The following is a 22,595-nucleotide window of genomic DNA, read 5'->3' as shown; positions in this document are numbered from 1 at the left end:
TACCCTACCCTATCTTGCGCGCCGGATTAAGGCACCTGATAGAGGCTTGAACCGATCCGCCGTCAGGGAGAAAGGCCGGCGGGCACCGGGGGCACGTCGGCCAGAACGAGGATCGAAACCCGCTGGTTGGCGGCAAGATAAGGATCGTTGGGAAAAAACGGTTCGGTTTCGCCCTTGCCCGTCACCCCATCGATGCGGGCATCGGAGAGGCCGAATTCGCCCAGGATCTGGCGGACCGCATTGGCCCGGTCGGCGGAAAGCTCCCATGGGCCGTAGCGGCTTTCGGCATAGCGGCCGCCCGTGGCGACATGGCCCACGATGCGCACCGGATTGGAGAGCGCCGCAAGCACCGGGGCGATCGCCGCGATGGCCTTTCGCGTCTCCTCATAGGGATATTTCGAGCCTTCGGGAAACATCGGCCGCCCCGTCTGGTCGGCGATGACGATATCGAGGCCCTCGGGGGTGGCATTGACCATGACGGAGGGACCGGCCCGGGCGATCTCGGGCTGGTCGGCCCAGGCCTGGCGGATGCTGGCGGCGGCACTGGCAAAGCCCGCCTCCTGATCGCGATCATTGGGCAGGTCGGGATTGGAGAGGACCTGCGGGCCCTGCATCTCGCCGCCATCATGCTCGGTGGTTGCGAATTCGCTGCTGGCGGCGGTCTCGTCGGCCCCGACGCGGCGGCGGAAATCACGCTCGGGATTGCCCTCGCGCTCCACCATGCCCGAGAGCTTGACCACCGGCTGGATGCCGAAGGCGTGCTGCACCGAGCCGGCAGCGACATTGAGCCGCTCCTGATCCTGCACCGAAAAGCTCAGCAGCATGACGAAGAACGCCATGAGCAGCGACATGAGATCGGCAAACGAGATGACCCAGCTGCCGCCATGCCCGCCACCCCCGCCATGGCCACGCCTCAGGCGCGACATGCTCAGGCGGCCTCGGCGAGGACGTCGCCGCGCTGGTGCAGGGGCAGATAGCTCGAAAGTTCCTCGCGAATGGTGGGCGGCGCCCTGCCCTCGCGGATCATCACCAGCGCATCGATGATCATCGAGCGCGTCGTGCCCTCCCAGTCGGCGCGATAGGCGAGCTTGTCGGCGATGGGCAGCGCGATGACGTTGGAAATGGCCGCGCCGTAAAAGGTGGCGAGCAGCGCGATGGCCATGCCCGGCCCGATCTTCTTGGGATCGTCCATGTGTCCGAACATCGAGACGAGCCCGATGAGCGTGCCCACCATGCCCATGCCGGGGGCGGCATCGCCCAGCGCCTTGTAGACCTTGTGGGCGCCTTCGAGGCGCTCATAGTCGAGATCGCGCTCGCGCTCGAGCGACACGCGGATCGCCTCGGCGGTATAGCCATCGGCGATCATGCGGATGCCGCGACGCAGGAACGGATCCTCGACCCGCGCTTCCTCGAGCGCGATCGGCCCGCGCTTGCGCATGGTGTCGGCCAGCTCCCCGATGGCATCGATGAGAAGGGTGGGCGAGGCGGGCTTGAAAAAGAGCGCGCTCTTGACCCCGAGCCACAGCGACGTGCCAAAGCCCGACAACGTGGTGCGCACCAGTACCGCGAGGGTTGCGCCCCCGATGACCACCACGGCGGGCAGCACGTGGAGGAAGGACATCGGGTTTGAGCCTTCGAGCAGGATGGCCGCGAGCAGCACCCCGACACCGCCGACGATGCCGACTATTGTTGCGATATCCACCTGAGACGCTCCCCGAACCGACCGGGCGAGACTGCCATGCAGGGCGATAAACCCGCCTTAAGGCACAGGGTTAATCGTGGGTTAGCGCCCAGGCGCTCAGGGCGAAAGCCCTGCCGGAACCGGCGGTTTGTCGAACATCACGAGGATCGAGACGCGCTGGTTTGCGGCAAGATAGGGATCGTTGGGGAAGAACGGATCGGTATCGGCGCGCCCGGCGACCGCCGAGATGCGCGACAGCGGCAGCCCGAACTCGCCTAGCATCTGGCGCACCGCATTGGCACGATCGGAAGAGAGCTCCCAGGGGCCGTAGCGATCGCTGGCATAGGCACCCCCGGTGGCCACATGCCCGGAAATGCGGATGGCGTTGGGCAGCCGGGCGAGAATGGGTGCGATGGCGGCGATGGCCTTGCGGGTCGCCTCGTATGGGAATTTCGACCCCTCGGGGAACATCGGGCGGCCCTGCTGGTCGGCGATGACGATATCGAGCCCTTCTTCCGTCTGCCGCACGATGAGATTGGGCGCGGCCTGTGCCAGATCGGGATTTTCGGCCCAGGCCTGCCTTATACTGGCGGCGGCGAGTGCGAAGCGCTGGTCATCCTCGACTGTATTGGGCGCGACGCGATTGCTCTGGATCTCGGCGCCCTGCTGCGGGCTCGTCCGATCCTGCTCCTCGGTGGCGAACTGGCTGTCCTGCTGATTGGGATCGGCTGAGGTGCGGCGCAGGAAATCGCGCTCGGGATTACCCTCGCGCTCGAAGACGCCGGCCGGGCTGCGCACCTGGGTCAGCCCGAAGGCATCCTTCATCGAGCCCGCGACCACCTGCAGAGTCTCATCGTCCGGGATCGAGAAGGAGATGATAAGCACGAAAAAGCAGACGAGGATCGACATGAGGTCGGCAAAGGTGACGAGCCATGCCGGAACCTCGCTGGGGCCGAGCGACTTGCGCGCCATCGCGGTCAGGCCGCCTCGGCCAAGGCCTGCCGGCCCTGCTGGTCGGGCAGGTAGGCGACGAGTTTTTCACGCACCACGCTGGGCGAGACCTGTTCGCGCACCAGTAGCACGCCATCGATGATGAGGGTCTGGGCGATCTCTTCTTCGATGAGGCGGGCGGCGAGCTTTTCGGCGATCGGCAGGCAGACGAGATTGGCAAGCACGGCGCCATAAAGCGTGGTCAGCAGCGCCACCGCCATGGCCGGGCCGATGGTGGAGGGATCCTCCATGTTGCCCAGCATCTGCACGAGGCCCACCAGCGTGCCGATCATGCCGAAGGCGGGCGCCGAATCGCCCAGCGCCTTGAAGACGCGCTGCCCCTCGGTCAGGCGCCCCAGATAGAGGTCGCGCGAGAGTTCCATCGCCTCGCGGATGAAGGTGGATTCATAGCCGTCGGCGATGAACTGGGCGCCCTTCCTGAGATTGGCATCCTCGTCCTCGAAGCCGTCGAGCCCGAGCGGGCCGCTGCGGCGCACCGTCTCGCTCATGGTCACGATGCGGGCGATGACGTCGCGCGATTCCACCTTGCCCTGGGTGAAGGCGACCTTGCAGCCGATGAGGAGCGCGCGACCGATGCCCGCGAGCGGAAAGCGGATGAGGGTTGCGGCAAGCCCGCCCCCGATAACGATGAGGATCGACGGCATGTCCACGAAAGCCATGAACGAGCCGCCCAGATAGATCGCGTAGCCGATGACGCCGGCGCCCACCAGCATGCCGATAATGGTTGCGAGATCCATGACCTACCCCGGAATGCGCCTGATACGGGCGCCTTTGGGGAGCATAGTTAGGCGCAATTGGCTAATCGGGGATTAACCTTACCGGGAGGTTGGCGACATCACACCACTAGCGTCGGCGCCGCATCGGGGCGGCCGCACCAAAGCCTTCATTAACCATGTTCTGGGAATGTGGGCCCAACCAAGGATCGCCGATGCCCGCCTTTTCTGCCCCCATGTCCACCGCAGGCCTTTTTCTGCTGCTGACGCTCGCGGCGGTGCCGGTGGCGCAGGCCCAGGGGTTTGGCGATGGCTCGGCCACCTCCAACCCGGACCTGCTCGCGCCCGGCTCGTGCATCGCCTGCGCCAGCGACGTCGCGCCGCTCGAGGCCGGCCCGGCCTATACCTACTGGTCGCTCGGCCTGCGCGGCGCCTATGTGGTGGACAACCAAGGCAGCAGCTTCGAGACCCTCGTGCTGCCCAGCGTCGGCATGGGCATGGAGGGAGGGCGGCGCAGCTACACGCTGGGCGCCGGGGCAGAGCTCTCCAAGGCAACCGACGAGCCGGCACGGATCAATTATCTCTGGGGCGCGGTGGATGGCACCTACAAGCTCGACAGCCTGACGCGCTTCGAAGGCGGGCTCGATCTCAATGTCGGGCAATCCTCGATCAACGAGCCCTGGCAGCAGGATGATGTGGCCAATGCCTCGGTGGAGATTGCGCTCGACGGCGAAGGCGCCATCATCCGCGATCTCGGGCGCTTCACGCTCACCGCGCGCGGCACGGGCGGACGCTCGGTCTATGGTCCGAACGGGCTTTCGGACGGGTCGAGCCTCTCCATGGACCACAAGAACAACTGGCGGGCCGGCGGCGGGCTCAGGCTCGGCTACGCGCTCACCCCGATCATCGGGGTGTTCGGGGATGTGAGCGGCAGCCGCCAGATGTTCGACACCCCCTCGCCCACGCTGGGGGTGCGGCAGGACAACGACACCTATGTCGCCAAGGCCGGCGTGACTGCCAATTGGGAAAACCATCTCGAAATCGAATATGCCGTGGGGCTCGGGCTGCGCCGTTTCACCGACGAAAGCCTCTCGGACGTGGCGTCGACCCAGTATGAGGCGCGCCTGACCTATACCCCCAACGTGCTGACCACGGTCACCGCCGAAGCCTATTTCGGGCTGGGCGACGAAACGGTGACGAGTGCGGAGACGACCCCGATCGAGGCGAACCTGCTGGTCGGCGTCGCCCACACGCTCAACCCGACACTGACCCTGCGCGGCTCGGCCCGCTATGACTGGGAGCAAAAGGTGGGCGGCACCGAGCCCGACAGCGAATACGCGCTGGGGGTGGGGGCCGACTACATCGTCAACCCGCGCACCACCATCACCGCCGATTATACCTATATCAATGGCATTCGCGGCCTCAACCCGCCCGATGTCGAGCACCGGGCGGTGGTGGGCCTGACCTTCACCAAATAGGGCGGCCGGGGCTCATTTGAGCCCGGCGGCCAGTTCCTTGATCTCTGCCATGAAGGCCGAGGCGATGTCGGGCCGGTCGAGGGCATAGGCGACATTGGCGGTGAGAAAGCCGATCTTGGAGCCGCAGTCGAACGAGCGGCCCTGATATTTCACGCCGGTGAAGCGCTGGGTCTCCATCAGCTTGTGCATGGCGTCGGTGATCTGGATCTCGCCACCCGCCCCGCGCACGCCCTTGGCGAGCAGCGCGAAGATCTCGGGCTGGATGATGTAGCGGCCCGAGATGATGAGGTTGGAGGGCGCATCCTCGGGCTTGGGCTTTTCCACCATCTGGTTGATCTCGAAGCCGGTATCGGGGCCCGCGCCGCGCCCGACGATGCCATAGGACGAGACCTCGGAGGGCTTGCACTCCTCGACGGCCAGCACGTTGCCGCCATGCTCCTCATAGGCCGCCATCATCTGGCTCAGAACGCCCGGGGTACCCTTGAACAGCATGTCGGGCAAAAGCAGCGCGAAGGGACGGTCGCCCACGAGGTCGCGGGCGCACCACACCGCATGGCCGAGCCCCAGCGGCTCCTGCTGGCGGGTGAAGCTCGACTGGCCAGCCTGCGGCAGGTCGCGCCGCAATTCCGCGAGTGCCTCGAGCTTGCCGCGGGCCTCGAGCGTTTCCTCGAGCTCGAACTGCTTGTCGAAATGGTCTTCGATGACGCCCTTGTTGCGCCCGGTGACGAAGACGAAATGCTCGATGCCGGCCTCGCGCGCCTCATCGACGGCATACTGGATCAGCGGCCTATCGACGACGGTCAGCATTTCCTTGGGCATCGCCTTGGTCGCCGGCAGGAAGCGCGTCCCCAGCCCGGCTACGGGGAAGACAGCGGTGCGCACTTTTCTGTTCAAGTCATCTCTCCAGTCTCACGTCTTGCGGTAATCCTATCGCAACCGCGCCCGGTTAGCATACCCACCGTTAATCCAGCGGAACGAAAGGGCTGCGATGAGCGTGCTCGTGACAGGCGGCGCCGGCTATATCGGCAGCCATACGGTTTTGCGGCTGTGCGATGCCGGGCAGGACGTGGTGGTGCTCGACAACCTGACCACGGGCTTTGACTGGGCGGTGGACCCGCGCGCCGAGTTCGTTCAGGGCGATGTCGCAGACGGCGCCCTGACACGGAGCCTCATCGCCAGCCACGGGATTTCCGCGATCATCCATTTCGCCGGCTCGATCATCGTGCCCGAATCGGTTGCCGATCCGCTCAAATACTATCGCAACAATACCAGCGCCTCCCGCTCGCTGATCGAAGCGGCGGTGGAGGGCGGGGTCAGCCATTTCATCTTCTCATCGACCGCCGCCGTCTATGGCATGTCGGGGCTCGAACCGGTGGGCGAAGACGCAGCCCTCGCGCCGGTCTCGCCTTATGGCCGCTCCAAGCTGATGACCGAGATGATGCTGGCCGATGTCGCGGCCGCCCATCCCCTGACCTATGGCGTGCTGCGTTATTTCAACGTCGCGGGCGCCGATCCCAGGGGGCGGACCGGCCAGTCGACGGCCGGGGCGACGCATCTGATCAAGGTGGCGGCCGAGGCGGCGCTGGGCAAGCGCGAGAAGGTCGCGGTCTTTGGCGACGATTTCCCCACCCCCGACGGCACCGGGGTGCGCGACTACATCCACGTCACCGACCTGGCCGACGCCCATGCGCTGCTGCTCGAGCATCTGCGCGATGGCGGGGCCTCGACGACGCTCAATTGCGGCTATGGCAAGGGCGCCTCGGTGCGGCAGGTGCTGGAGGCGGTGCGGCGGGTGTCGGGTGTGGAGTTCACCATCGAGCAGGGGCCGCGCCGGGCGGGCGATCCGGCCGCGATCGTCGCGCGGGCCGACAGGATCCGCGAGACTTTGGGCTGGGTGCCGGCCCATGACGATCTCGATGCCATCATTGCCTCGGCGCTGCGCTGGGAGCAGCATCTGAGCCAGCGCAACCGGCATGGCTGATCGGGGATTCGTTCCCCGGCGACACCCCTGCCCGCCCGCGAGGAGACCATCATGACGCGCTTCTGGCTCATTGCCCTCGCCATGCTGCTGAGTGCCGGGCCCGCCCTCGCCCAGCCCACCGAGAGCTTTGCCGCATTCATCAGGGGCTTCGAGGCCGAAGCGGTGGCGGCGGGCATCAGCTCGGATGTCTATCGCGATGCCATGGCTGGGCTGACGCCGGACCCCGATACCCCGCGCCTCGTCACCACCCAGCCCGAATTCACCACGCCGGTGTGGGAGTATATCGACACCCGCGTGACCCAAAGCCGCATCGCGCGTGGGCAGGCGGCGATGGGGCGCAACAGCCAGCTCTTTGAACGCATCGGGCGGCAGACGGGCGTCGACCCGTACCTTCTGGGCGCCATCTGGGGCATCGAGACCGATTACGGCACGGTGCTCGACAATCGCCGCCTGATCCGCCCGATCATTCGCTCGCTCGCCACCCTCGTGCATCAGCGGCGCACGCGCTATCTCGAGGACAAGGCCGACCTGATCGCGGCGCTCACCCTGCTGCAATGGGGGCCGCTGACGCGCGAGACGCTGATCGGGTCATGGGCCGGCGCCATCGGGCACCTGCAGGTCAACCCCTCAAACGTGGTGCGCTTCGGCACCGATGGCGATGCCGACGGACGCATCGACCTGCATGGCTCGCTCGCCGATGCGCTGGCCACTAGCGCCGCTTTCCTCCGCGGGCTGGGCTATCGGCCGGGCGAGGACTGGGGCTTCGAGGTCGAGCTGCCCGAGGGCTTCGACTATCTCCTCGCCGATCGCGAGACCTTCCGGACGGTCGGGTTCTTCGCCGAGCGCGGCGTGACGCGGGTGGCGGGGCGGCGCTTCGGCGATCTCGGGCAGGAGGTGTTCCTCTATGTGCCCACCGGGCGCAACGGGCCGAAATTCCTGATGACCCGCAACTATCTCGTCATCAAGGGCTATAATTTTTCCGACAGCTATGCACTCGCGGTCGCGCATCTGACCGACCGGCTCAAGGGCTCGGGCCCGCTGGCCACCGACTGGCCGCGCGCGACGCGCTTCCCCAATCTCGAACAGCGCATCGCCATCCAGACCGATCTCAAGCGGCTCGGGTTTTATGACGGGGTGGTGGATGGGCGGCTGGGGCCGATCAGCCAGGCGGCCTATGCCCGCTTCCAGGCGCGCACCGGCCGGGTGGCCGATGGCTTCATCACCGCGGAGAGCTACGAGGCGCTGCGCCGCGCCCGTTGAGCGGCGCGATCACGTTCAGCCCGCGTCGACCGGCTCGACCCTGAGCGTCGCGCCCTCGGCGCCTATGATGCGGACGCGATGGCCGGCTGGCAGGTCGGGGCCGGCAATGCGCCAGATGGTATCGCCCAGCCCCAGCCGGCCCGAGCCATTGACGATCGCCTCATCGAGTGTGGCAACCTGGCCCATGAGCTGGTCAGCCCGGCGGTTGAGATAAGGCCGGTCGGTGGGCACGGTGCGGCCCTTCTGATAGCGCAGCCAGCCCGCGATCAGCACCAGCGACAGCCCGCCAAAGAGCAGGAACTGGAAGGGCAGCCCGATGGGCTGGAAGAGCGACGCCAGCCCGGTGACGATGCCCGCGACCCCGAGCCAGACGAGCACCCCGCCGGGCACGACGAGTTCGAGCGCCAGCAGCACCACGCCCACCACCACCCAGGCCCAGCCGCCGAGGCTGGAGAGCGTTTCGAGGATCACCATGGCCTCACCGGCCCGTCGCGGGCGGGCGGTTCGTGCCCTGCCGCTCGGGCTTGCCCTCCCCGAAAGCCTCGCGCGCGATCTCGGCGATGCCGCCGATGGCACCGATGACGTTGGAGGCCTCGATGGGCATCATCAGGATCTTCTGGTTGGGTGAGCGGGCAATGCCTTCGAGGGCCTTGATGTAATTGTTAGCGACGAAATAATTGATCGCCTGCACATCGCCCTTGGCGATGGCTTCGGACACCATCTGGGTGGCGCGCGCTTCGGCTTCGGCGGCACGCTCGCGGGCTTCGGCATCGCGGAAGGCAGCCTCGCGCCGACCCTCGGCCTCGAGCACCTGCGCCTGCTTTTCGCCCTCGGCCTGGAGGATGGCGGCCTGCCGCTTGCCCTCGGCCTCGAGGATCAGGGCGCGCTTTTCGCGCTCGGCCTTCATCTGCCGGCCCATCGATTCCACCAGATCCTTGGGCGGATCGATGTCCTTGATCTCGATGCGGGTGATCTTGATGCCCCAGGGCGACACCGCCGCATCGACCACGCGCAGCACGCGCGAATTGATCTCGTCGCGATGGCTAAGGAGTTCGTCGAGGTCCATCGAGCCCATCACCGAGCGGATATTGGTCATGGTGAGGTTGAGGATGGCGTTTTCGAGCGCCGCAACCTCATAGGCGGCCGCTGCCGCGTCGAGGATCTGGTAGAAGGTGACGCCATTGGCGGTGACCGTGGCGTTGTCGCGCGTGATCACCTCCTGATGGGGTACGTCGAGCACCTGCTCCATCATGTTCATCTTGCGCCCGATGCCATCGATGAAGGGCACGATGAGGTTGAGGCCGGGCTTGAGCGTGCGGGTGTAGCGCCCGAAGCGCTCCACCGTCATGTTGTAGCCCTGGGGCACCGTCTTGACCCCGGCAATGAGCACGAGGATCGCGAGCCCGCCCAGCGCCAGTAGGGTGATGCTCATGCCATCGAGAAAATCCATCGCGCCCTGCTCCTCTGCCGCCCTTTACCCTGAGACGCCGCCGATCGCTCCGGGCTTTGAGCGATTTTACGGCCCTGTCGCCCGGCCGGCAATGCAGCGCGTGATCCCGTCGTGCCGATGCCCTATTGCGGCGTCGCCATGGCCGAGCAGAGCCGGGTGAGCGCGCCCACTTCCGCCTCCTGATCGGGGGTGCGGATCTCGGCCTCTATGACGTCCCAGAGATCGCCCGAGGCGATCTGGTCAAGCGCGCAGGAGCAATAGGCAACGCAATAGGTTTCTCCCCCACCGGTGTTGAGGCAGGCGGTTTCGCAGCTGGACAGAAAGGTCGCCGCGCGCTGCTGCGCCCCCGGATCGAGCGCCTGCGAGAGGGGGACGAGCCCGCCCAGAAGCAGCGGCTGGTGCAAAAGATAGATGAGGAGGCTCCAGCGTCCGAGCAGCGCGAGCCCGCGCCCGAGCCGGCCCGGCTTCCAGATCGCCAGCCGCTCGAAGAGCCCCTTCGCCTTGCCGATCCGCGTAAGGGCGATGCCCAGAAGCACGACCCCGAACCATGGAAAGACCGGCACCAGATCGTTGACGGGCGGCGAGACGGGCCAGAACCCGATCCATGACAGGGCCCGCTCAGTGAAGATCGGGTCGTGGTAGAGCGCGCTTGCCACGGGCATGGCGAGGCCGAGCCCGATGACCAGCCAGAGCGGCAGAAAGAGGAAGGCAAGCCCCAGGAGCGAGAACAGCGCGATGGCATGCAGCACGCCGAAATAGACGAAGGTCTGCGGGAAGAGCCAGAACGTGCCGGCGGTGACGAGCAAAGCCGCGCCGGCCACGAAGCCGAAGCGCCGCCAGAAGGCCCGCCACCTGATCCCCTCGCCATGGCCGAGCACGAGCCCGATGCCCACCAGCGCCATGAAGCTCGAAAGGATCACCCGCTGGAAACCGACCCAGGCAGGATCGGTGGTGACATCGACGCCATAAAAGCCGAGATAGGAGAGATCCCAGAAGAGGTGGAACACCACCATCAGGATGATGGCGAGCCCCCGCACGGCGTCGAGGGCGAGAATGCGCGGGCGCCGCTTTGGGGTTTCAGAGGGCATCGGGCGGATCGTATTCCGGCCAGTCGGCGATGTGCTCTTCCCACTCATCGGGAGGAATGTCGGCCTCGGCAAAGGTGCGCCCGCGCACCGAGACGCCGGCCTGCACGACGGTTTCGGGATCGCCCGAGACCAGCGGATGCCACCAGGCAAGCCCCCTGCCCTCGGCGAGGCGTCGATAGGCGCAGGTGGTGGGTATCCACTCGATGGCGGTGACGTTTTCGAGGCTGAGCTTGATGCAGTCGGGCACCTTGGCCTGCCGACGCGGATAGTCCGTGCAGCGGCAGGTTTCGCCATCGAGCAGGCGGCAGCGCACATCCGAGGTGAAGATCGTGCCGGTCTCCTCGTCCTCGAGCTTCAACAGGCAGCAGCGGCCGCAGCCATCGCAGAGCGCTTCCCATTCGGCCTTGGACATTTCGGCGAGGGATTTTTCTTCCCAGAAGGCCATGCTCGGGCATCCTTTCGGCCCGCCCTTGCTTTGGGCTGGCGGTCATCATATTCCAGCGAACGCCTTGCCTTTGGCGTCGTGTTTGTAAAGAGTCATCGGAGCGGGGGCACGCGAGACCGCGCGTCCGACAGGTCCGGAGAGTGCCGGTGCAGGATCCGTTCTACAAGAAGCAGACCCGCAAGAAGAAGGCCCGCATGCTCGATGCGGATGCCTGGCTCGACTCCACCCTTTATGAGTTCTGGCAGTCCCTGGGGCGGGGCTATACCCGCGTCCAGGATTTCTTTTCGATCTTCCATGTCAGTGGAATCAAGCGGTTTTTTGTCGAGATCGCCTCGGACGGGCTGAGCTTTGCCGCCATCGGCGCGGTGCTGATGACGGCCCTGGCGCTGCCGGCCTTCGATGCCACCGCCTCGGGCCAGTTCAACAAGGCTGAGGACATCGCCGTCACCTTTCTCGACCGCTATGGCAACGAGATCGGCCGGCGCGGCATCCGCACAGATGACTCCGTGCCGCTCTCGCAGATGCCGGACGTTCTGATCAAGGCGACGCTGGCTACCGAAGACCGGCGCTTTTACGACCATTTCGGCATCGACGTGATCGGCACGATGCGCGCGCTCGCCTCCAATACGGGCGGCGATTCCTCGCTGCAGGGCGGCTCCTCGATCACCCAGCAGCTGGCCAAGAACCTGTTCCTGACCTCCGAGCGCACGCTCGAGCGCAAGATCAAGGAAGCCTTTCTCGCCCTCTGGCTCGAGACCCATTACAGCAAGGACGAGATCTTAAAGCTCTATCTCGACCGCGCCTATATGGGGGGCGGCAATTTCGGCGCAGCGGCGGCGGCCGAATTCTATTTCGGCAAGCCGGTGACCGAGATCACGCTGGCCGAAGCCGCGATGCTGGCCGCGCTCTACAAGGCGCCCACCCGCTTTGCCCCGCATGTCGACCTCGCCGCGGCGCGCGGGCGCGCCAACCAGGTGCTCTCCAACCTCGTGGATGCGGGGTTCCTCACCGAAGGGCAGGTGACGGCGGCGCGGCGCAACCCGGCAACGCCGGTCAATCGCTCCACCGAGCTCAATTCCCCCAATTATTTCCTCGACTGGGCCTTCGAGGAGACCAAGAAGCTCGCCATCGACAACCCCTCGCCCAGCTTCGTGGTGCGCACCACCATCGATCCGCAGCTACAGGCCTATGCCGAGGAAGCGGTGGTGTCGGTGGTGCGCGAGCAGGGCCCGCAATACAATGTCGACCAGGCGGCGATGGTCGTGACCGAGCCCAATGGCGCCATTCGCGCCATGGTGGGCGGCACCGACTATGGCAAGAGCCAGTTCAACCGCGCCATCGTTTCCAACCGGCAGCCGGGCTCGGCCTTCAAGCCCTTCGTCTATGCCGAGGCCATGGAGCTCAAGGGCTATACCCCCGCTTCGCGCATCTCCGACAATCCGGTGTGCATCGGGGACTGGTGCCCGCAAAATTACGGCCGCAACTATCGTGGCTCGACCACCATCGAGGCGGCCTTCGCCTCCTCGATCAACACGGTGCCGGTGAGGCTCTCGATCGAGACCGGGCGCCAGCCCATCGCCGATCTGGCGCGGCGCATGGGCATCCAGAACGAGTTCCCCGTCACCCGGTCGCTGGCGCTGGGCGTGGCGTCGGTCTCGGTGCTCGACATGACCTCGGCCTATGCGGTGTTTGCCAATCGCGGCTACAAAACGCCGGCCTTCGGCATCACCCGCATCACCACCGCACGCGGCGAAACCATCTACGAGGCCGACCCCGAGGCGCCGCGCGAACGCATCCTCTCCGAGACCACCGTCGCCAACATGAACCACATGATGCGCGCCGTGGTGACGAGCGGAACCGGCCGGCGCGCCGCCATCGAGGGCGTGCCCACCGCCGGCAAGACGGGCACCACCACATCCTATCGCGATGCCTGGTTCGTGGGGCTCACCGGCAATTACGTCGCCGCGGTCTGGTTCGGCAACGATGATTACCGCACCACCAAAGAGCTCACCGGCGGCCTCTTGCCCACCATCGCGTGGCAGAAATTCATGGCCTATGCCCACACCAATATCGAGATCAAGCCGCTGTTCGGGGTGGATTTCACCCCGGCGCCCTTCGTGATCGCCAATGCCGAGGCGGGTGGGGCGGTGCCGGCAGCAGAGCGTCCGCCCGGCCTCAAGCCCGCCGCGGCCGACAAGCTCGTCGACATGGCGGAGGCCCTGCGCAGCGCCATCGACACCCTGCCCGCCCCGACGCTCGCCGCCACGGTGCGGATCGCGCCGCCGGCCGATGCAATCGGCAGCGGAAGCCTCTGACCCTTGCGGTTCGTGCTCCACCTGCTGCTGATGACGGCCATAGCGCTCGGCCTGGGGTTCGGGCTCTCATGGTACGCCCTGACCGATGGACGGCTGCTGGGCGCCCAGCAGGTGGGGCCCTGGGTGTTCTGGCCGCGCGCCGGCGCGCCCGATCCCGATCCCTACAGCCACGCCTTTCTCGCCCGCACCGGGGCGCTGCAACTGGGCCAGAGCGAAGGCATCCAGTATGTGGCCCATCTCGACAGTGCCGGCGAACCGCTCGACCGGCGCTGCAGCTACACCATCGCCGGCCCGACGCCCACGGCAGCCTTCTGGACACTGACCCCCGAGACGCTCGAAGGCGTGCCGGTCGCCCGATCCGATGGGCCGGCGGCTTTCAACTCGACGCGGCTGGCGCGCGGCAATGACGGCGCGCCGGTCCTGCATGTGGGGCCCCTGCTCAGGCCGGGCAACTGGATCGAGACGACAGGCGCCGGCCCGATGGCAATCGTGCTCACGCTTTATGACGTCGCGGCGCTCGGGGGCACTGCGGGCACGCCCTCGGGCCTGCCCGCCATCACGCGGGAGGCGTGCTGAGCATGCGCACGCTGCTGTGGCTCGTCTTCGGGGTAGTTCTGGGCGCGGTCATCCATATCGGGGTGATCCTGGCGCTGCCGCGGCTGGCGACCAACGACCTCTGGTCGGAAGTCGAGCGGCTCGATGCGCTGGGGCAGGTCGTGATCCTGCCCGCCGCCCGGGCCGGGGAGCCCAACCCCTTCCGGCTCGATCCCGAACTCGCCTATGCGGTGTGCCGGATCGACCTGCGCGAAGGACCGGGCGTCGTCTCGGGCGTGCTGCCGGCCGGCTTCTGGTCGCTCGCGGTCTATGACCGGGCGGGGGCCGCGATCTATTCGACCACCAATCGCGACGGCATCGGGCGCAATCTCGACCTCGGCATCTTCAACCGCGCCCAGACGCGGCTGCTCGCCACCCAGCAGCTCGATATCGCCGAGGGGCTGCTGATCGTCGAATCGCATGGCGACGACGTGTTCGTGGCGGTGCGCATGGCCCTGCCCCACCAGGTGATGCGCGCCCGCTTCGAAGCCGACCTCGCCGACATGGTCTGCGGCAATATCAGCTGACGCCCCAGTCGCCCACCGTTTCATTCCTGCGAACGCGGTGGCGACAGCGGCGGCTGACCGGGACAGTTGCCATGGTTCGAGACGCCCCTGCGGGGCTCCTCACCATGAGGACTGGAGGACCTCTGCTTGCGGGCTTAGCGATCGGAGGACCTCACCCTGAGGAGCGGCAGAGCCGCGTCTCGAAGGGCGGGGGCCGGGCGCTTCGTGCTCACCGTCACAATCCTGCAAAAGCAGGAATCCAGCTTCCCCCCGCAAGCATCGCAAACGGAGGTCCCTGCTTCCGCAGGGACGACAGGGGCGGGAAGCCATCCCCCTGCGCTCGTGGTTAGAGACGCCCCTGCGGGGCCCCTTACCAAGAGGACTGGAGGATTGAGTCAGATCCAGCCCGAGAGTTCGTGCCGCACCAGCGCTTCGAGCATGTCGATGCCCGGCTCGCTGTCGTTGAGGCAGGGCAGATAGGCGAATTTTTCGCCCCCGGCGTGCTCGAATTCCTCGCGGCCGCCGATGGAGATTTCCTCGAGCGTCTCGATGCAGTCGACCGAAAAGGCCGGCGCCATCACCGCGACTTTCTTGATGCCCTTGCCCGGCAGGGATTTGAGCGTCTGGTCGGTATAGGGCTGGAGCCATTTGGTCGGCCCGAACCGGCTCTGGAAGGTCACCATCAGCCGCTCGCGCTTCCAGCCAAGATGCTCGGCCAGAAGCCGCGTCGTCTTGTAGCACTGGCAGTGATAGGGGTCGCCGGCCTTGAGATAGGTCTCGGGCATGCCGTGATATGAGGTGAGCACCACATCCGGCTCGAAATCGAGCCCGGCGAGACCCTCCGTCAGGCTCCGCGCCAGCGCCGCGATATGCTCCTCGGTCTCGAAATAGGGCGGCAGGGTGCGCACCGCCGGTTGCCAGCGCATCGTGCGCAGCGCATCGAAGGCCTTGTCATTGGCCGTGGCGGTGGTCGTGGCGGAATATTGCGGATAGAGCGGAGCCAGCAGGATACGCTGGCAGCCGGCCTTCTGCAGGCGCTCGAGCGCGGCGGCGGTCGAGGGATTGCCGTAGCGCATGCCATACTCGACCATGATCTCGGGATGGTCGGCCAGCCTCTGCTGCAAGGCCGCCACCTGCCGCTTGGTGATCACCCGCAGCGGGCTGTCATTGTGTTCCTTGTCCCAGATCTTGGCGTAATTGGCGCCGCTCTTTTGCGGGCGGATCGAGAGGATGACGCCCTGGAGGATGGGCTGCCAGACCAGCTGCGGGGTGTTGATGACGCGCGGGTCGGAGAGGAATTCCGATAGATAGCGCCGCACCGACCAGTAGTCGGTGCCATCGGGCGTGCCCAGATTGAGCAGCAGGACCCCGATGCGGGGCGTGGGCACGGGGGGATGCCCCGGAGGAAGGTGGGCGTTCATGCGAGTCCGCACCATGGATCTTGGAGGTTTGAAAGCTGCGCCGACCATAGCCACGCAAGAGACCGTGGCAAGGTGCGTTGTGTCGCGCCCTGCCATCGGACCTGTGCGCGGGGTCAGATCGAGGCGAGAAGCAGTACGAGCCCGAAGCCGAAGACGATCACCGCGCCAAGGAGTTCCGCCCACCAGATGATTCCGGCCGCAAGCGCCGAGCCGCTGCCCGAAAAGAGCCGCCGCGCCAGCCCCTTGGCGCCCACGGCGAGTGAGGCGAGCGCCCCCACGGTGATCGCCGTGCCCAAACCCATCAGCACGGTGGCGAAGATACCGGCAGGCAGCAGGCCCTGCGAGAGCGCAAAGACCAGCACCACAAGCGCGCCAGAACAGGGCCGGAGCCCCGCGGCCATCACGACGCCGGCCTGCTCGCGCCAGTCCCCGGAGAGCTGCTGGGGCACCACGGCATGATGGGGCGGGTGATCGTCATGCGCGTGGTGATCATGGGCGTGATGGTGATCGTCGTGATGATCATGGTCATGATCGTGGTGGTGCTCGTGAGACGCGACGGGGCCGTGATGGTGGTGGCCGAAGCCGAAGATCTTGCGCGCCATCAGCCAGAGGCCGAGCAGCATCACGAGGGCGTAGGAAGCGAGGCCGATCCAGTGCGTGGTTTCGCCCAGCGCCGTGCTGGTTGCCCCGAGAATCGCGGCGCCGATCAGCACGATGGCGATGGCGACGAGCGCCTGCAGCATGGCGGCGAGAAAGGAGAGGAGGATGCCGCGCGAGAGCTGGCTTTCATTGGCCAGCATGTAGGAGGTGACGACCACCTTGCCGTGGCCGGGGCCAGCCGCGTGGAAGACGCCATAAAGAAAGCTCAGGCCGCCCAGCACCCAGAAGGCGGTATAGTCCTCTGCCAGCCGTTCGAGCGCACCCGAGAGTGCCTGGTAGAAGCTGCGCTGCTGGGCATCGATCCAGCCCAGAACGCCGGTGCGCGGCAGGGCAAAGCCCGGCTCGGGCGGAGGACCGCCGAAGGGCTGGGCGCGGGGCGAAGCGTCGGCCACCTGCTCGGCCGCTTCGAGCGCCGTGGCGGCAGGCGCCGGCACGCCGCCATCGCAGGAAACGAGGATGGCGCCTTGCACGCCCCGCAGCGCGATCGCCAGATCCTGGGGGAGTTCGGTGACGTCGGGCGGCAGGGCAAAGAGTTCGGCCGCCAGTCGCTCGGACATCTCACGTGGCGGGCTGAGCCGCATCAGGCAGGCATCAGGCGCATTGACGAGCGTGACCGTCTCCGGGCCGGCAAAAGTGATGGCGACGTAATATTCCGGGTCGTTGATCGCGAGTTCGAGGGTGCTGCCGATGTAATGGGGGCGCTCAAGATCGACGGTGAAGGACAGCGTGGCGCGATTGTCGGCATAAACGAGGGATTCGTCGTGCCAGCGATCAAAGCGCAGATCGTCCTCGCCCTCCCCGGCAAAGGTGTAGAAGCGGTATTGCGCCAGCCCCTCCATATGCTCGCGGGCGATGGCCGCAAGCTCCTCGGGCAGCACGTTGCCTGATGCGTCCGTGGGCAGGCCCTGCACCATCCACACCGAAAAGCCGGCATCGAAGGTCCAGTGGTTGCGCACCGAGACCAGCCCGCCATCCTGGGCAAATATGAGCTCGGCTTCGGCATCGATGAAGATGTGCGGATGGGCCATGGCCATCGAGATGCCCGCCAGCACCATGCCGAGGGCAAGCAGGAGCGCGCGGAGGCAGCGGGCGGACAGGCGGGCGAGCGGGCCGAAATGCACGGGCAGCGGTCCTAGAACGGGTTCTTCTCGAACCAGATGACGAGATGGTCGATAAGCGCCCTGACCTTGCCGGCAAGATGGCGGCGATGCGGATAAACCGCCTGCAGCATGGCTCCCTGGGGCAGGAAATCCTCGAGCACCGGCACGAGCGTGCCCGCCCGGATGGCGCGGCTCGCGAGATAGCCCGGCACCAGCGCCAGCCCGAGCCCCGCTACCGCCGCATCATGGGCCGAGAGCGGAGAATTGACCCGCACCGGCCCCGAGACATGCACCGAAATCGTCTGCCCGGCCTCGACGAAGCGCCAGTTGGCCTGGCCCTGGAGGTTGGTATCGACGATGCAGGGCAGGTTGCGCAGGTCTTCGGGGCGCTTCGGGATGCCATGGGAGGCCACCAGCGCCGGGGCCATCGCCACCATGTGGCGCATCGAGGCGATGCGGCGGGCAATGAGCGAGGAATCCTGCAAGGCGCTGATGCGCAGGGCGAGGTCAATGCCCTCTTCGACGAGATCGACGAAGCGATCCTCGAGCCTCAAATCAAGCGTCACCTCGGGATGATCGGCGAGAAAGGCGAAGATCGCGGGCCCAAGGATGGTTTCGCCGAAATTGCGCGGCGCCGAGATGCGCAAAAGCCCGCGCGGGGCCGCCGCCTGGTCGAGAATGGAGGCGTCGAGGTCGTCGAGCTGCTGCAAGAGCTGGCTCGCCTCGCGGTAATAGGCCTCGCCCGCCTCGGTGAGGCTGAGCTTGCGGGTGGTGCGGTTCATCAGCCGCACGCCGAGATAATCCTCGAGATCGGTGACGTATTTCGAGAGCAGCGCCTTGGAGCGGCCGTGCTGGCGGGCGGCGGCGGAAAAGCCGCCCGAATCAAACACCTGCACGAAGGCCCTGATGCGCGCCAGATCCTGCGTCATCGCCGGGCTCCAAGCCGCGAGAGATCGAACTGGGCGACTTCAGCCACGAGCTCGGCGAAGCCTTCGAGCGCATGGCGGGCACTCTCGGCGCCCTTCTCTGCCGATGCGGAGGACGCATCGCCCACCGCGCCCGCCGGGTTGAGGTCGCGCGTCAGCCAGCCGGGCCGGATACGGCCATGCACCTTGAGCTTCTGGCTCGTCTCGTCCCAGGCTTCGGCGCGCGAGGGGAAATCGGCCAGCCGGTCCATGCGCACCGCCTCGGGCCAGTAATGAAGCATCAGCGAGGTTTCGATATCCCCGCCATGAATGCCATAGGCCAGCTCGCGCTCGGAAAAGAGCCCCTCGGGCTGGCCGAAGCGCAGCCACGATCCGGCCACGGCCAGCATGCCGAACTCGACCCGCAGCCGGGTGATCAGCAGCCCCACCAGCTCGGAATTCCCGCCATGGCTCGACATGACGATGAGCCGCCGCCCGCCCGCGGCGTGGAAGGGCCGCACGATATCGCCCCACATGGCGAGGAGCGTCTCCGGGGCATGCGAAAACATTCCGGCAAAGCCGCTATGCTCGATCGACAACCCGACGGTCTGGAGCGGCAGCACGAGAACGGGGGTGTCCTCGCCCACCGCATCGCCGATCTGCGCGAGATGGCCGCGCGCGATGTCGCAATCGGTGGAAAGGGGCAGGTGCGGCCCATGCGGCTCGATCGCGGCGACCGGCAGCACGCCCACCGTCCCGGCCGAGACGAAGGCGGCAAATTCGGGCGCCGTCAACTCTTCGGCGAAATAGGTGGTCACCGCGCTGCCGCCTCCTCCGCTTGGGCCCCTTGCCCATTAGCCCATTGCGGGCCAGTGAACAATCTTGGTCGATCATCGTTACCCGCCGCACCGATTCGGGCAATGTTGTCGCAACGGTAAGGAGTTGGCGCTATTTTCCCCATCATGCCCAGGTCCCGCTCGCATTCGACCCTCTACAGGCTGATCGAGGCCGGTCAGCTGACCCGCCGCGCGCTGCTCGTGCCGCTGGTCGAGCGCGGGCTCGAACCGGGCGACGATGCGCTGCTGCTCACGCTCGATGCCAGGACCGCCCTGACGCTGCCGACCCTCGCCGAGGCGACCGGCATCGATGGCGAGGCGCTGACGGGCCGCCTTTCGAGGCTCGAACAGAAGGGCCTCGTTGTGCGCCACGCGCTCGAGGGCGAGGCGGTGGCCTATGGGCTCACGCCTCAAGGCGCCGAGATGCGCGACGTGCTGGGCGACACCTGGGACGAACTCGAAGGCGCGCTGCTCGAAGAGCTTTCGCCCCGCCGCCGCAAGGCGGTGCGCAAGGCATTGGGGCGCTTCGTGGAGCTGCTGACCCTGACGCGGGACTGACGGGAGGCCCCGAGCCCCTGCCTCAGAACGCCCGGGCGGTGCGGCGATCGACCAGCATGGTGGCCGAGACCACGACGAATCCGAAGATCACCATGCCCAACGACAGGATATGCGCCTCCATCCATTGCAGGCGCTCGACATAGTCATAGATGGCGATGGACAGCACCTTGGTCTGGCCCGGGATGTTGCCGCCGATCATCAGCACCACGCCGAATTCGCCCACCGTGTGGGCAAAGCCCATCACCGCCCCGGTGATGTAGCCGGGCCGCGCCAGCGGCAGTTCGACAGCGCGGAAGACTTCGAGCGGGGTGGCGCCAAGGCTGCGCGCTGCCTCGACCGGCTCGCTGCCAATGGCCTCGAAGGCGATGCGCAGGGGCTGCACCACGAAGGGCAGCGAGAAGATCACCGAACCGATGACGAGCCCGGTGAAGGTGAAGGCCATGGTGCGCCCGCCCCAGAGCCCGGCCAGCGCCCCGCCCGGCCCGCTGGGGCCGAGCGCAAGCAGCAGGTAAAAGCCCAAGACCGTTGGCGGCAGCACCAAAGGCAGCGCCACCACGGCGGCGACGCTCTCCTTCCATTTCGCATCGGACCGCGCCAGCCACCACGCGATGGGGGTCGAGACCACCAGCAGGATGAGGGTGACCAGCGTGGCCAATTGCAATGTGAGGAGAATGGGCGGCCAGATGGCGCTGGGGTCGATCACGGGCAGGCTTTACTCCACCGAGTAGCCGGCCGCCGCGATGCGCTCGCGCGCGGCATCGGATTTGAGGAAATCGATGAAGGCGGCGGCGGCCGGGTTGTTGGCGGCCGATCTCAGCAGCACGGCATCCTGCCGGATGGGCGCGTGCAGGTCGGCCGGCACGATCCAGACGCTGTCGCGCCCGGCCACCTGGCTGGCGGCGACGAAGCCGAGTTCGGCATTGCCGGTATCGACGAATTGCAGGGTCTGGGTGATGTTGGCGCCGGTGACGAATTTGGGCTCGATGGCGGCGCGCAGGTCGAGCGCCGTCAGCGCCTCGATGGCGGCGGCGCCATAGGGGGCGGCTGCCGGATCGGCGATGGCGATCTTCTCATAGGCGCCGGCACGCAGCACCGCCTCGCCATCGGCAAGATCGAGGCTGGTGGAAAACAGCGCCAACTGCCCGATGGCATAGGTGAAGACGCTGCCATCCACCCCATGGCCCTCGGTGACCGCCTGGGTCGGGCGCACATCATCGGCCGAAAGGAACACCCCGAACGGCGCGCCCTGGGTGATCTGGGTATAAAGCTGGCCGGTGGCCCCGAAGCTCAGAACCGCGTCATGGCCCGTCTCGGCCTTGAACAGGGCCGCGAGCTCTTCCGCCACGGCAGTGAAATTGGCCGCCACCGCCACGTTGACGGTTTCGGCCTGCGCCGAAGCGACGCTGGCAATGCCGCATAAAAGCGCGAGCCCGAGAGCACGGATCATGAGGTCCTCCTTCGATATGTTTGTATGACCATATCGAGGCAACCGCAACAGCGACGGAAAATCAAGCGTTATTTCTTTATGGACATATCGGCCTGGATGGCCGCAAGGTCCTCGGCGATGGCCCGGCGCGTCTTGTCCTGCATGGCGCGATAATGGGCCAGCACCTTCTTGCCGGCCTCGGTCAGTTGCGCCCCGCCCTGCCCGGCGCCACCGCGCTCGGTTTCGACCATCGGGGCCCCAAACCCCTCATTGAGCGCCTGCACGAGGCTCCAGGCCTTCTTGTAGCTCATATCCATCGCCTTGCCCGCCGCCGAGATCGACCCGGTGCGCGCAATGGCCTCGAGCAGATCGGCCCGGCCGGGCCCGAGATGGAAATTCTCGGCGATGGTGACCCGCAGGAGCGAGAGGCCCGGCGGGTCCGCGCGTCGCGGAAGCGTTGTCATGGCCACTCCTTGCCCGTCGTCCCGGCATAGACAACCATGCCGAGGCTCATTTGTCAGGCCCGAGCGGGCGGCCTTCATGATCCACACCGAGGGTCCACTGCCGGATTATCTTGAAGCTGACCAAGAGCATTAGCGGCACCCCACACGCCGTCAAAATCAAGAGCGCATGCGCTCCGAGAGCAACATGAGATAAGGTTGCAGCTTCGGAATAACTGTCTCTGGCCCAAGAACGCATGGGCCTGACATATGATTCGTAACCGCCAAAATAAAGAGCATGAAGCGCAAATCCCGAAAATGCGATTCCGAAACAAGCCAATGCTATGTTATTTTTAAGAAAAATATGCGCTCTTTTCGAAATTTCCAAAAATAATACAGACAAAAAGTTTACTATAAACAGATAGCTTGTAAACACATACATTGCAAAAAATGACTTTGCTCTACCCTCCCCGAAAACTATCACCGATATTTCCAATAGCCTGGCGCCGTTATCAAAGAACTTTACGGGCGAAAAATGATAGAGGCGAGACCATAGGACGAAATCGAAAAACGGCTCTGGCCAGACAAATGTCAAAATACCCAATAAGACCGGAAGATAAAATAGTATAGGGGTTGCCCACTTCGCCCTGAAGTGCGGCTTGCCCACATAATACTTTTCCGAAACCTCATCAAACTTCGTCTTCATGGCGCACCCCCCGCGCCGCGC

General features: G+C 66.1%; 24 protein-coding genes. 7 read left to right on the top strand and 17 right to left on the bottom strand.

The window, feature by feature from the left end; all coding sequences use genetic code 11:
• Window positions 1-62: 62 nt before the first annotated feature.
• From BT183_RS18950 to BT183_RS18935, 4 genes are all read right to left on the bottom strand, one after another.
• Window positions 63-926, bottom strand: a complete 864-nt coding sequence (locus BT183_RS18950) for an OmpA/MotB family protein (RefSeq protein ID WP_072346541.1) — start codon at window positions 924-926, stop codon at window positions 63-65.
• A gap of 2 nt (window positions 927-928) precedes the next feature.
• Window positions 929-1,702: a motility protein A gene (locus BT183_RS18945; protein WP_072346539.1), complete on the bottom strand. Its 774-nt coding sequence runs from the start codon at window positions 1,700-1,702 to the stop codon at window positions 929-931.
• Between the two features lie 96 nt (window positions 1,703-1,798).
• Complete coding sequence (locus BT183_RS18940; RefSeq protein WP_072346538.1) at window positions 1,799-2,653, bottom strand: OmpA/MotB family protein; 855 nt, start codon at window positions 2,651-2,653, stop codon at window positions 1,799-1,801.
• Between the two features lie 5 nt (window positions 2,654-2,658).
• Entirely contained in the window at window positions 2,659-3,429 is a 771-nt protein-coding gene (locus tag BT183_RS18935; RefSeq protein WP_072346536.1) for a motility protein A, read from the bottom strand.
• A gap of 191 nt (window positions 3,430-3,620) precedes the next feature.
• Between BT183_RS18935 and BT183_RS18930 the strand changes: the two genes are divergently transcribed.
• Window positions 3,621-4,883, top strand: coding sequence for an outer membrane beta-barrel protein (locus tag BT183_RS18930; RefSeq protein ID WP_072346534.1), 1,263 nt, complete (start codon window positions 3,621-3,623; stop codon window positions 4,881-4,883).
• Window positions 4,884-4,895: 12 nt separating this feature from the next.
• On the opposite strand, the gene galU is transcribed toward BT183_RS18930, so the two are convergent.
• The gene (gene galU / locus BT183_RS18925) at window positions 4,896-5,777 is read right to left on the bottom strand and encodes a UTP--glucose-1-phosphate uridylyltransferase GalU (protein WP_072346532.1); all 882 of its coding nucleotides are present in this window, start codon (window positions 5,775-5,777) and stop codon (window positions 4,896-4,898) included.
• Window positions 5,778-5,871: 94 nt separating this feature from the next.
• Here galU and galE point away from each other — a divergent pair, with 94 nt between their 5' ends.
• Both galE and BT183_RS18915 read left to right on the top strand, forming a co-directional pair.
• Window positions 5,872-6,864, top strand: coding sequence for a UDP-glucose 4-epimerase GalE (galE, locus tag BT183_RS18920; protein ID WP_072346530.1), 993 nt, complete (start codon window positions 5,872-5,874; stop codon window positions 6,862-6,864).
• A 51-nt stretch (window positions 6,865-6,915) separates the two neighbouring features.
• Window positions 6,916-8,124 carry a lytic murein transglycosylase gene (locus BT183_RS18915; protein ID WP_072346528.1) on the top strand — a complete coding sequence of 403 codons (1,209 nt, stop codon included), beginning with the start codon at window positions 6,916-6,918 and terminating at the stop codon, window positions 8,122-8,124.
• A gap of 15 nt (window positions 8,125-8,139) precedes the next feature.
• Here the strand turns inward: BT183_RS18915 and BT183_RS18910 are convergent, their stop codons facing one another.
• From BT183_RS18910 to BT183_RS18895, 4 genes are all read right to left on the bottom strand, one after another.
• The gene (locus BT183_RS18910; RefSeq protein ID WP_244545397.1) at window positions 8,140-8,598 is read right to left on the bottom strand and encodes an NfeD family protein; all 459 of its coding nucleotides are present in this window, start codon (window positions 8,596-8,598) and stop codon (window positions 8,140-8,142) included.
• 4 nt (window positions 8,599-8,602) lie between these two features.
• Window positions 8,603-9,574, bottom strand: a complete 972-nt coding sequence (locus BT183_RS18905; protein ID WP_072346526.1) for an SPFH domain-containing protein — start codon at window positions 9,572-9,574, stop codon at window positions 8,603-8,605.
• A 122-nt stretch (window positions 9,575-9,696) separates the two neighbouring features.
• Window positions 9,697-10,662, bottom strand: a complete 966-nt coding sequence (locus BT183_RS18900; protein WP_072346524.1) for an acetyltransferase domain-containing protein — start codon at window positions 10,660-10,662, stop codon at window positions 9,697-9,699.
• A complete protein-coding gene (locus BT183_RS18895; RefSeq protein WP_072346523.1) occupies window positions 10,652-11,107 on the bottom strand; it encodes a YcgN family cysteine cluster protein in 456 nt (151 codons plus the stop codon). Before BT183_RS18895 ends, BT183_RS18900 begins: the two co-directional genes overlap by 11 nt.
• Window positions 11,108-11,253: 146 nt before the next feature.
• Between BT183_RS18895 and BT183_RS18890 the strand changes: the two genes are divergently transcribed.
• From BT183_RS18890 to BT183_RS18880, 3 genes are read left to right on the top strand one after another with little or no spacing between them, the layout of a single operon-like run.
• Complete coding sequence (locus tag BT183_RS18890; RefSeq protein ID WP_084603734.1) at window positions 11,254-13,422, top strand: transglycosylase domain-containing protein; 2,169 nt, start codon at window positions 11,254-11,256, stop codon at window positions 13,420-13,422.
• A gap of 12 nt (window positions 13,423-13,434) precedes the next feature.
• Window positions 13,435-13,998, top strand: coding sequence for a DUF1214 domain-containing protein (locus tag BT183_RS18885; protein ID WP_244545404.1), 564 nt, complete (start codon window positions 13,435-13,437; stop codon window positions 13,996-13,998).
• A gap of 2 nt (window positions 13,999-14,000) precedes the next feature.
• Window positions 14,001-14,543 (top strand): DUF1254 domain-containing protein, encoded by a 543-nt coding sequence (locus BT183_RS18880; RefSeq protein WP_072346519.1) that lies wholly within the window; start codon window positions 14,001-14,003, stop codon window positions 14,541-14,543.
• 374 nt (window positions 14,544-14,917) lie between these two features.
• Here the strand turns inward: BT183_RS18880 and hemH are convergent, their stop codons facing one another.
• The 4 genes from hemH to BT183_RS18860 form a co-directional block, all read right to left on the bottom strand.
• Window positions 14,918-15,943 carry a ferrochelatase gene (hemH, locus tag BT183_RS18875; protein WP_072346517.1) on the bottom strand — a complete coding sequence of 342 codons (1,026 nt, stop codon included), beginning with the start codon at window positions 15,941-15,943 and terminating at the stop codon, window positions 14,918-14,920.
• Between the two features lie 113 nt (window positions 15,944-16,056).
• On the bottom strand, window positions 16,057-17,724 hold the full coding sequence (locus BT183_RS18870; protein ID WP_072346515.1) for a HoxN/HupN/NixA family nickel/cobalt transporter: 1,668 nt from the start codon (window positions 17,722-17,724) through the stop codon (window positions 16,057-16,059).
• Between the two features lie 11 nt (window positions 17,725-17,735).
• Complete coding sequence (locus tag BT183_RS18865; protein WP_072346513.1) at window positions 17,736-18,632, bottom strand: LysR family transcriptional regulator; 897 nt, start codon at window positions 18,630-18,632, stop codon at window positions 17,736-17,738.
• Window positions 18,629-19,426 (bottom strand): creatininase family protein, encoded by a 798-nt coding sequence (locus BT183_RS18860; protein ID WP_084603696.1) that lies wholly within the window; start codon window positions 19,424-19,426, stop codon window positions 18,629-18,631. The genes BT183_RS18865 and BT183_RS18860 overlap by 4 nt, the downstream gene beginning before the upstream one ends.
• Window positions 19,427-19,570: 144 nt before the next feature.
• On the opposite strand from BT183_RS18860, the gene BT183_RS18855 reads away from it, so the two are divergent.
• On the top strand, window positions 19,571-20,002 hold the full coding sequence (locus BT183_RS18855; protein WP_072346510.1) for a MarR family winged helix-turn-helix transcriptional regulator: 432 nt from the start codon (window positions 19,571-19,573) through the stop codon (window positions 20,000-20,002).
• Between the two features lie 22 nt (window positions 20,003-20,024).
• Here BT183_RS18855 and modB read toward each other — a convergent pair whose 3' ends face one another.
• The 4 genes from modB to BT183_RS20595 form a co-directional block, all read right to left on the bottom strand.
• Window positions 20,025-20,705: a molybdate ABC transporter permease subunit gene (modB, locus tag BT183_RS18850; RefSeq protein WP_072346508.1), complete on the bottom strand. Its 681-nt coding sequence runs from the start codon at window positions 20,703-20,705 to the stop codon at window positions 20,025-20,027.
• A gap of 9 nt (window positions 20,706-20,714) precedes the next feature.
• A complete protein-coding gene (gene modA, locus BT183_RS18845; protein WP_072346506.1) occupies window positions 20,715-21,449 on the bottom strand; it encodes a molybdate ABC transporter substrate-binding protein in 735 nt (244 codons plus the stop codon).
• Window positions 21,450-21,517: 68 nt separating this feature from the next.
• A complete protein-coding gene (locus tag BT183_RS18840) occupies window positions 21,518-21,892 on the bottom strand; it encodes a winged helix-turn-helix domain-containing protein (RefSeq protein ID WP_072346505.1) in 375 nt (124 codons plus the stop codon).
• 46 nt (window positions 21,893-21,938) lie between these two features.
• On the bottom strand, window positions 21,939-22,574 hold the full coding sequence (locus BT183_RS20595; RefSeq protein WP_143145901.1) for a hypothetical protein: 636 nt from the start codon (window positions 22,572-22,574) through the stop codon (window positions 21,939-21,941).
• Window positions 22,575-22,595: the final 21 nt, after the last annotated feature.

It is taken from the genome of Devosia enhydra (assembly GCF_900119845.1).
Lineage (GTDB): Bacteria > Pseudomonadota > Alphaproteobacteria > Rhizobiales > Devosiaceae > FPKU01.
Note: the sequence above shows the minus strand (reverse complement) of the source record. Positions and strands in the feature narration are given on the sequence as shown.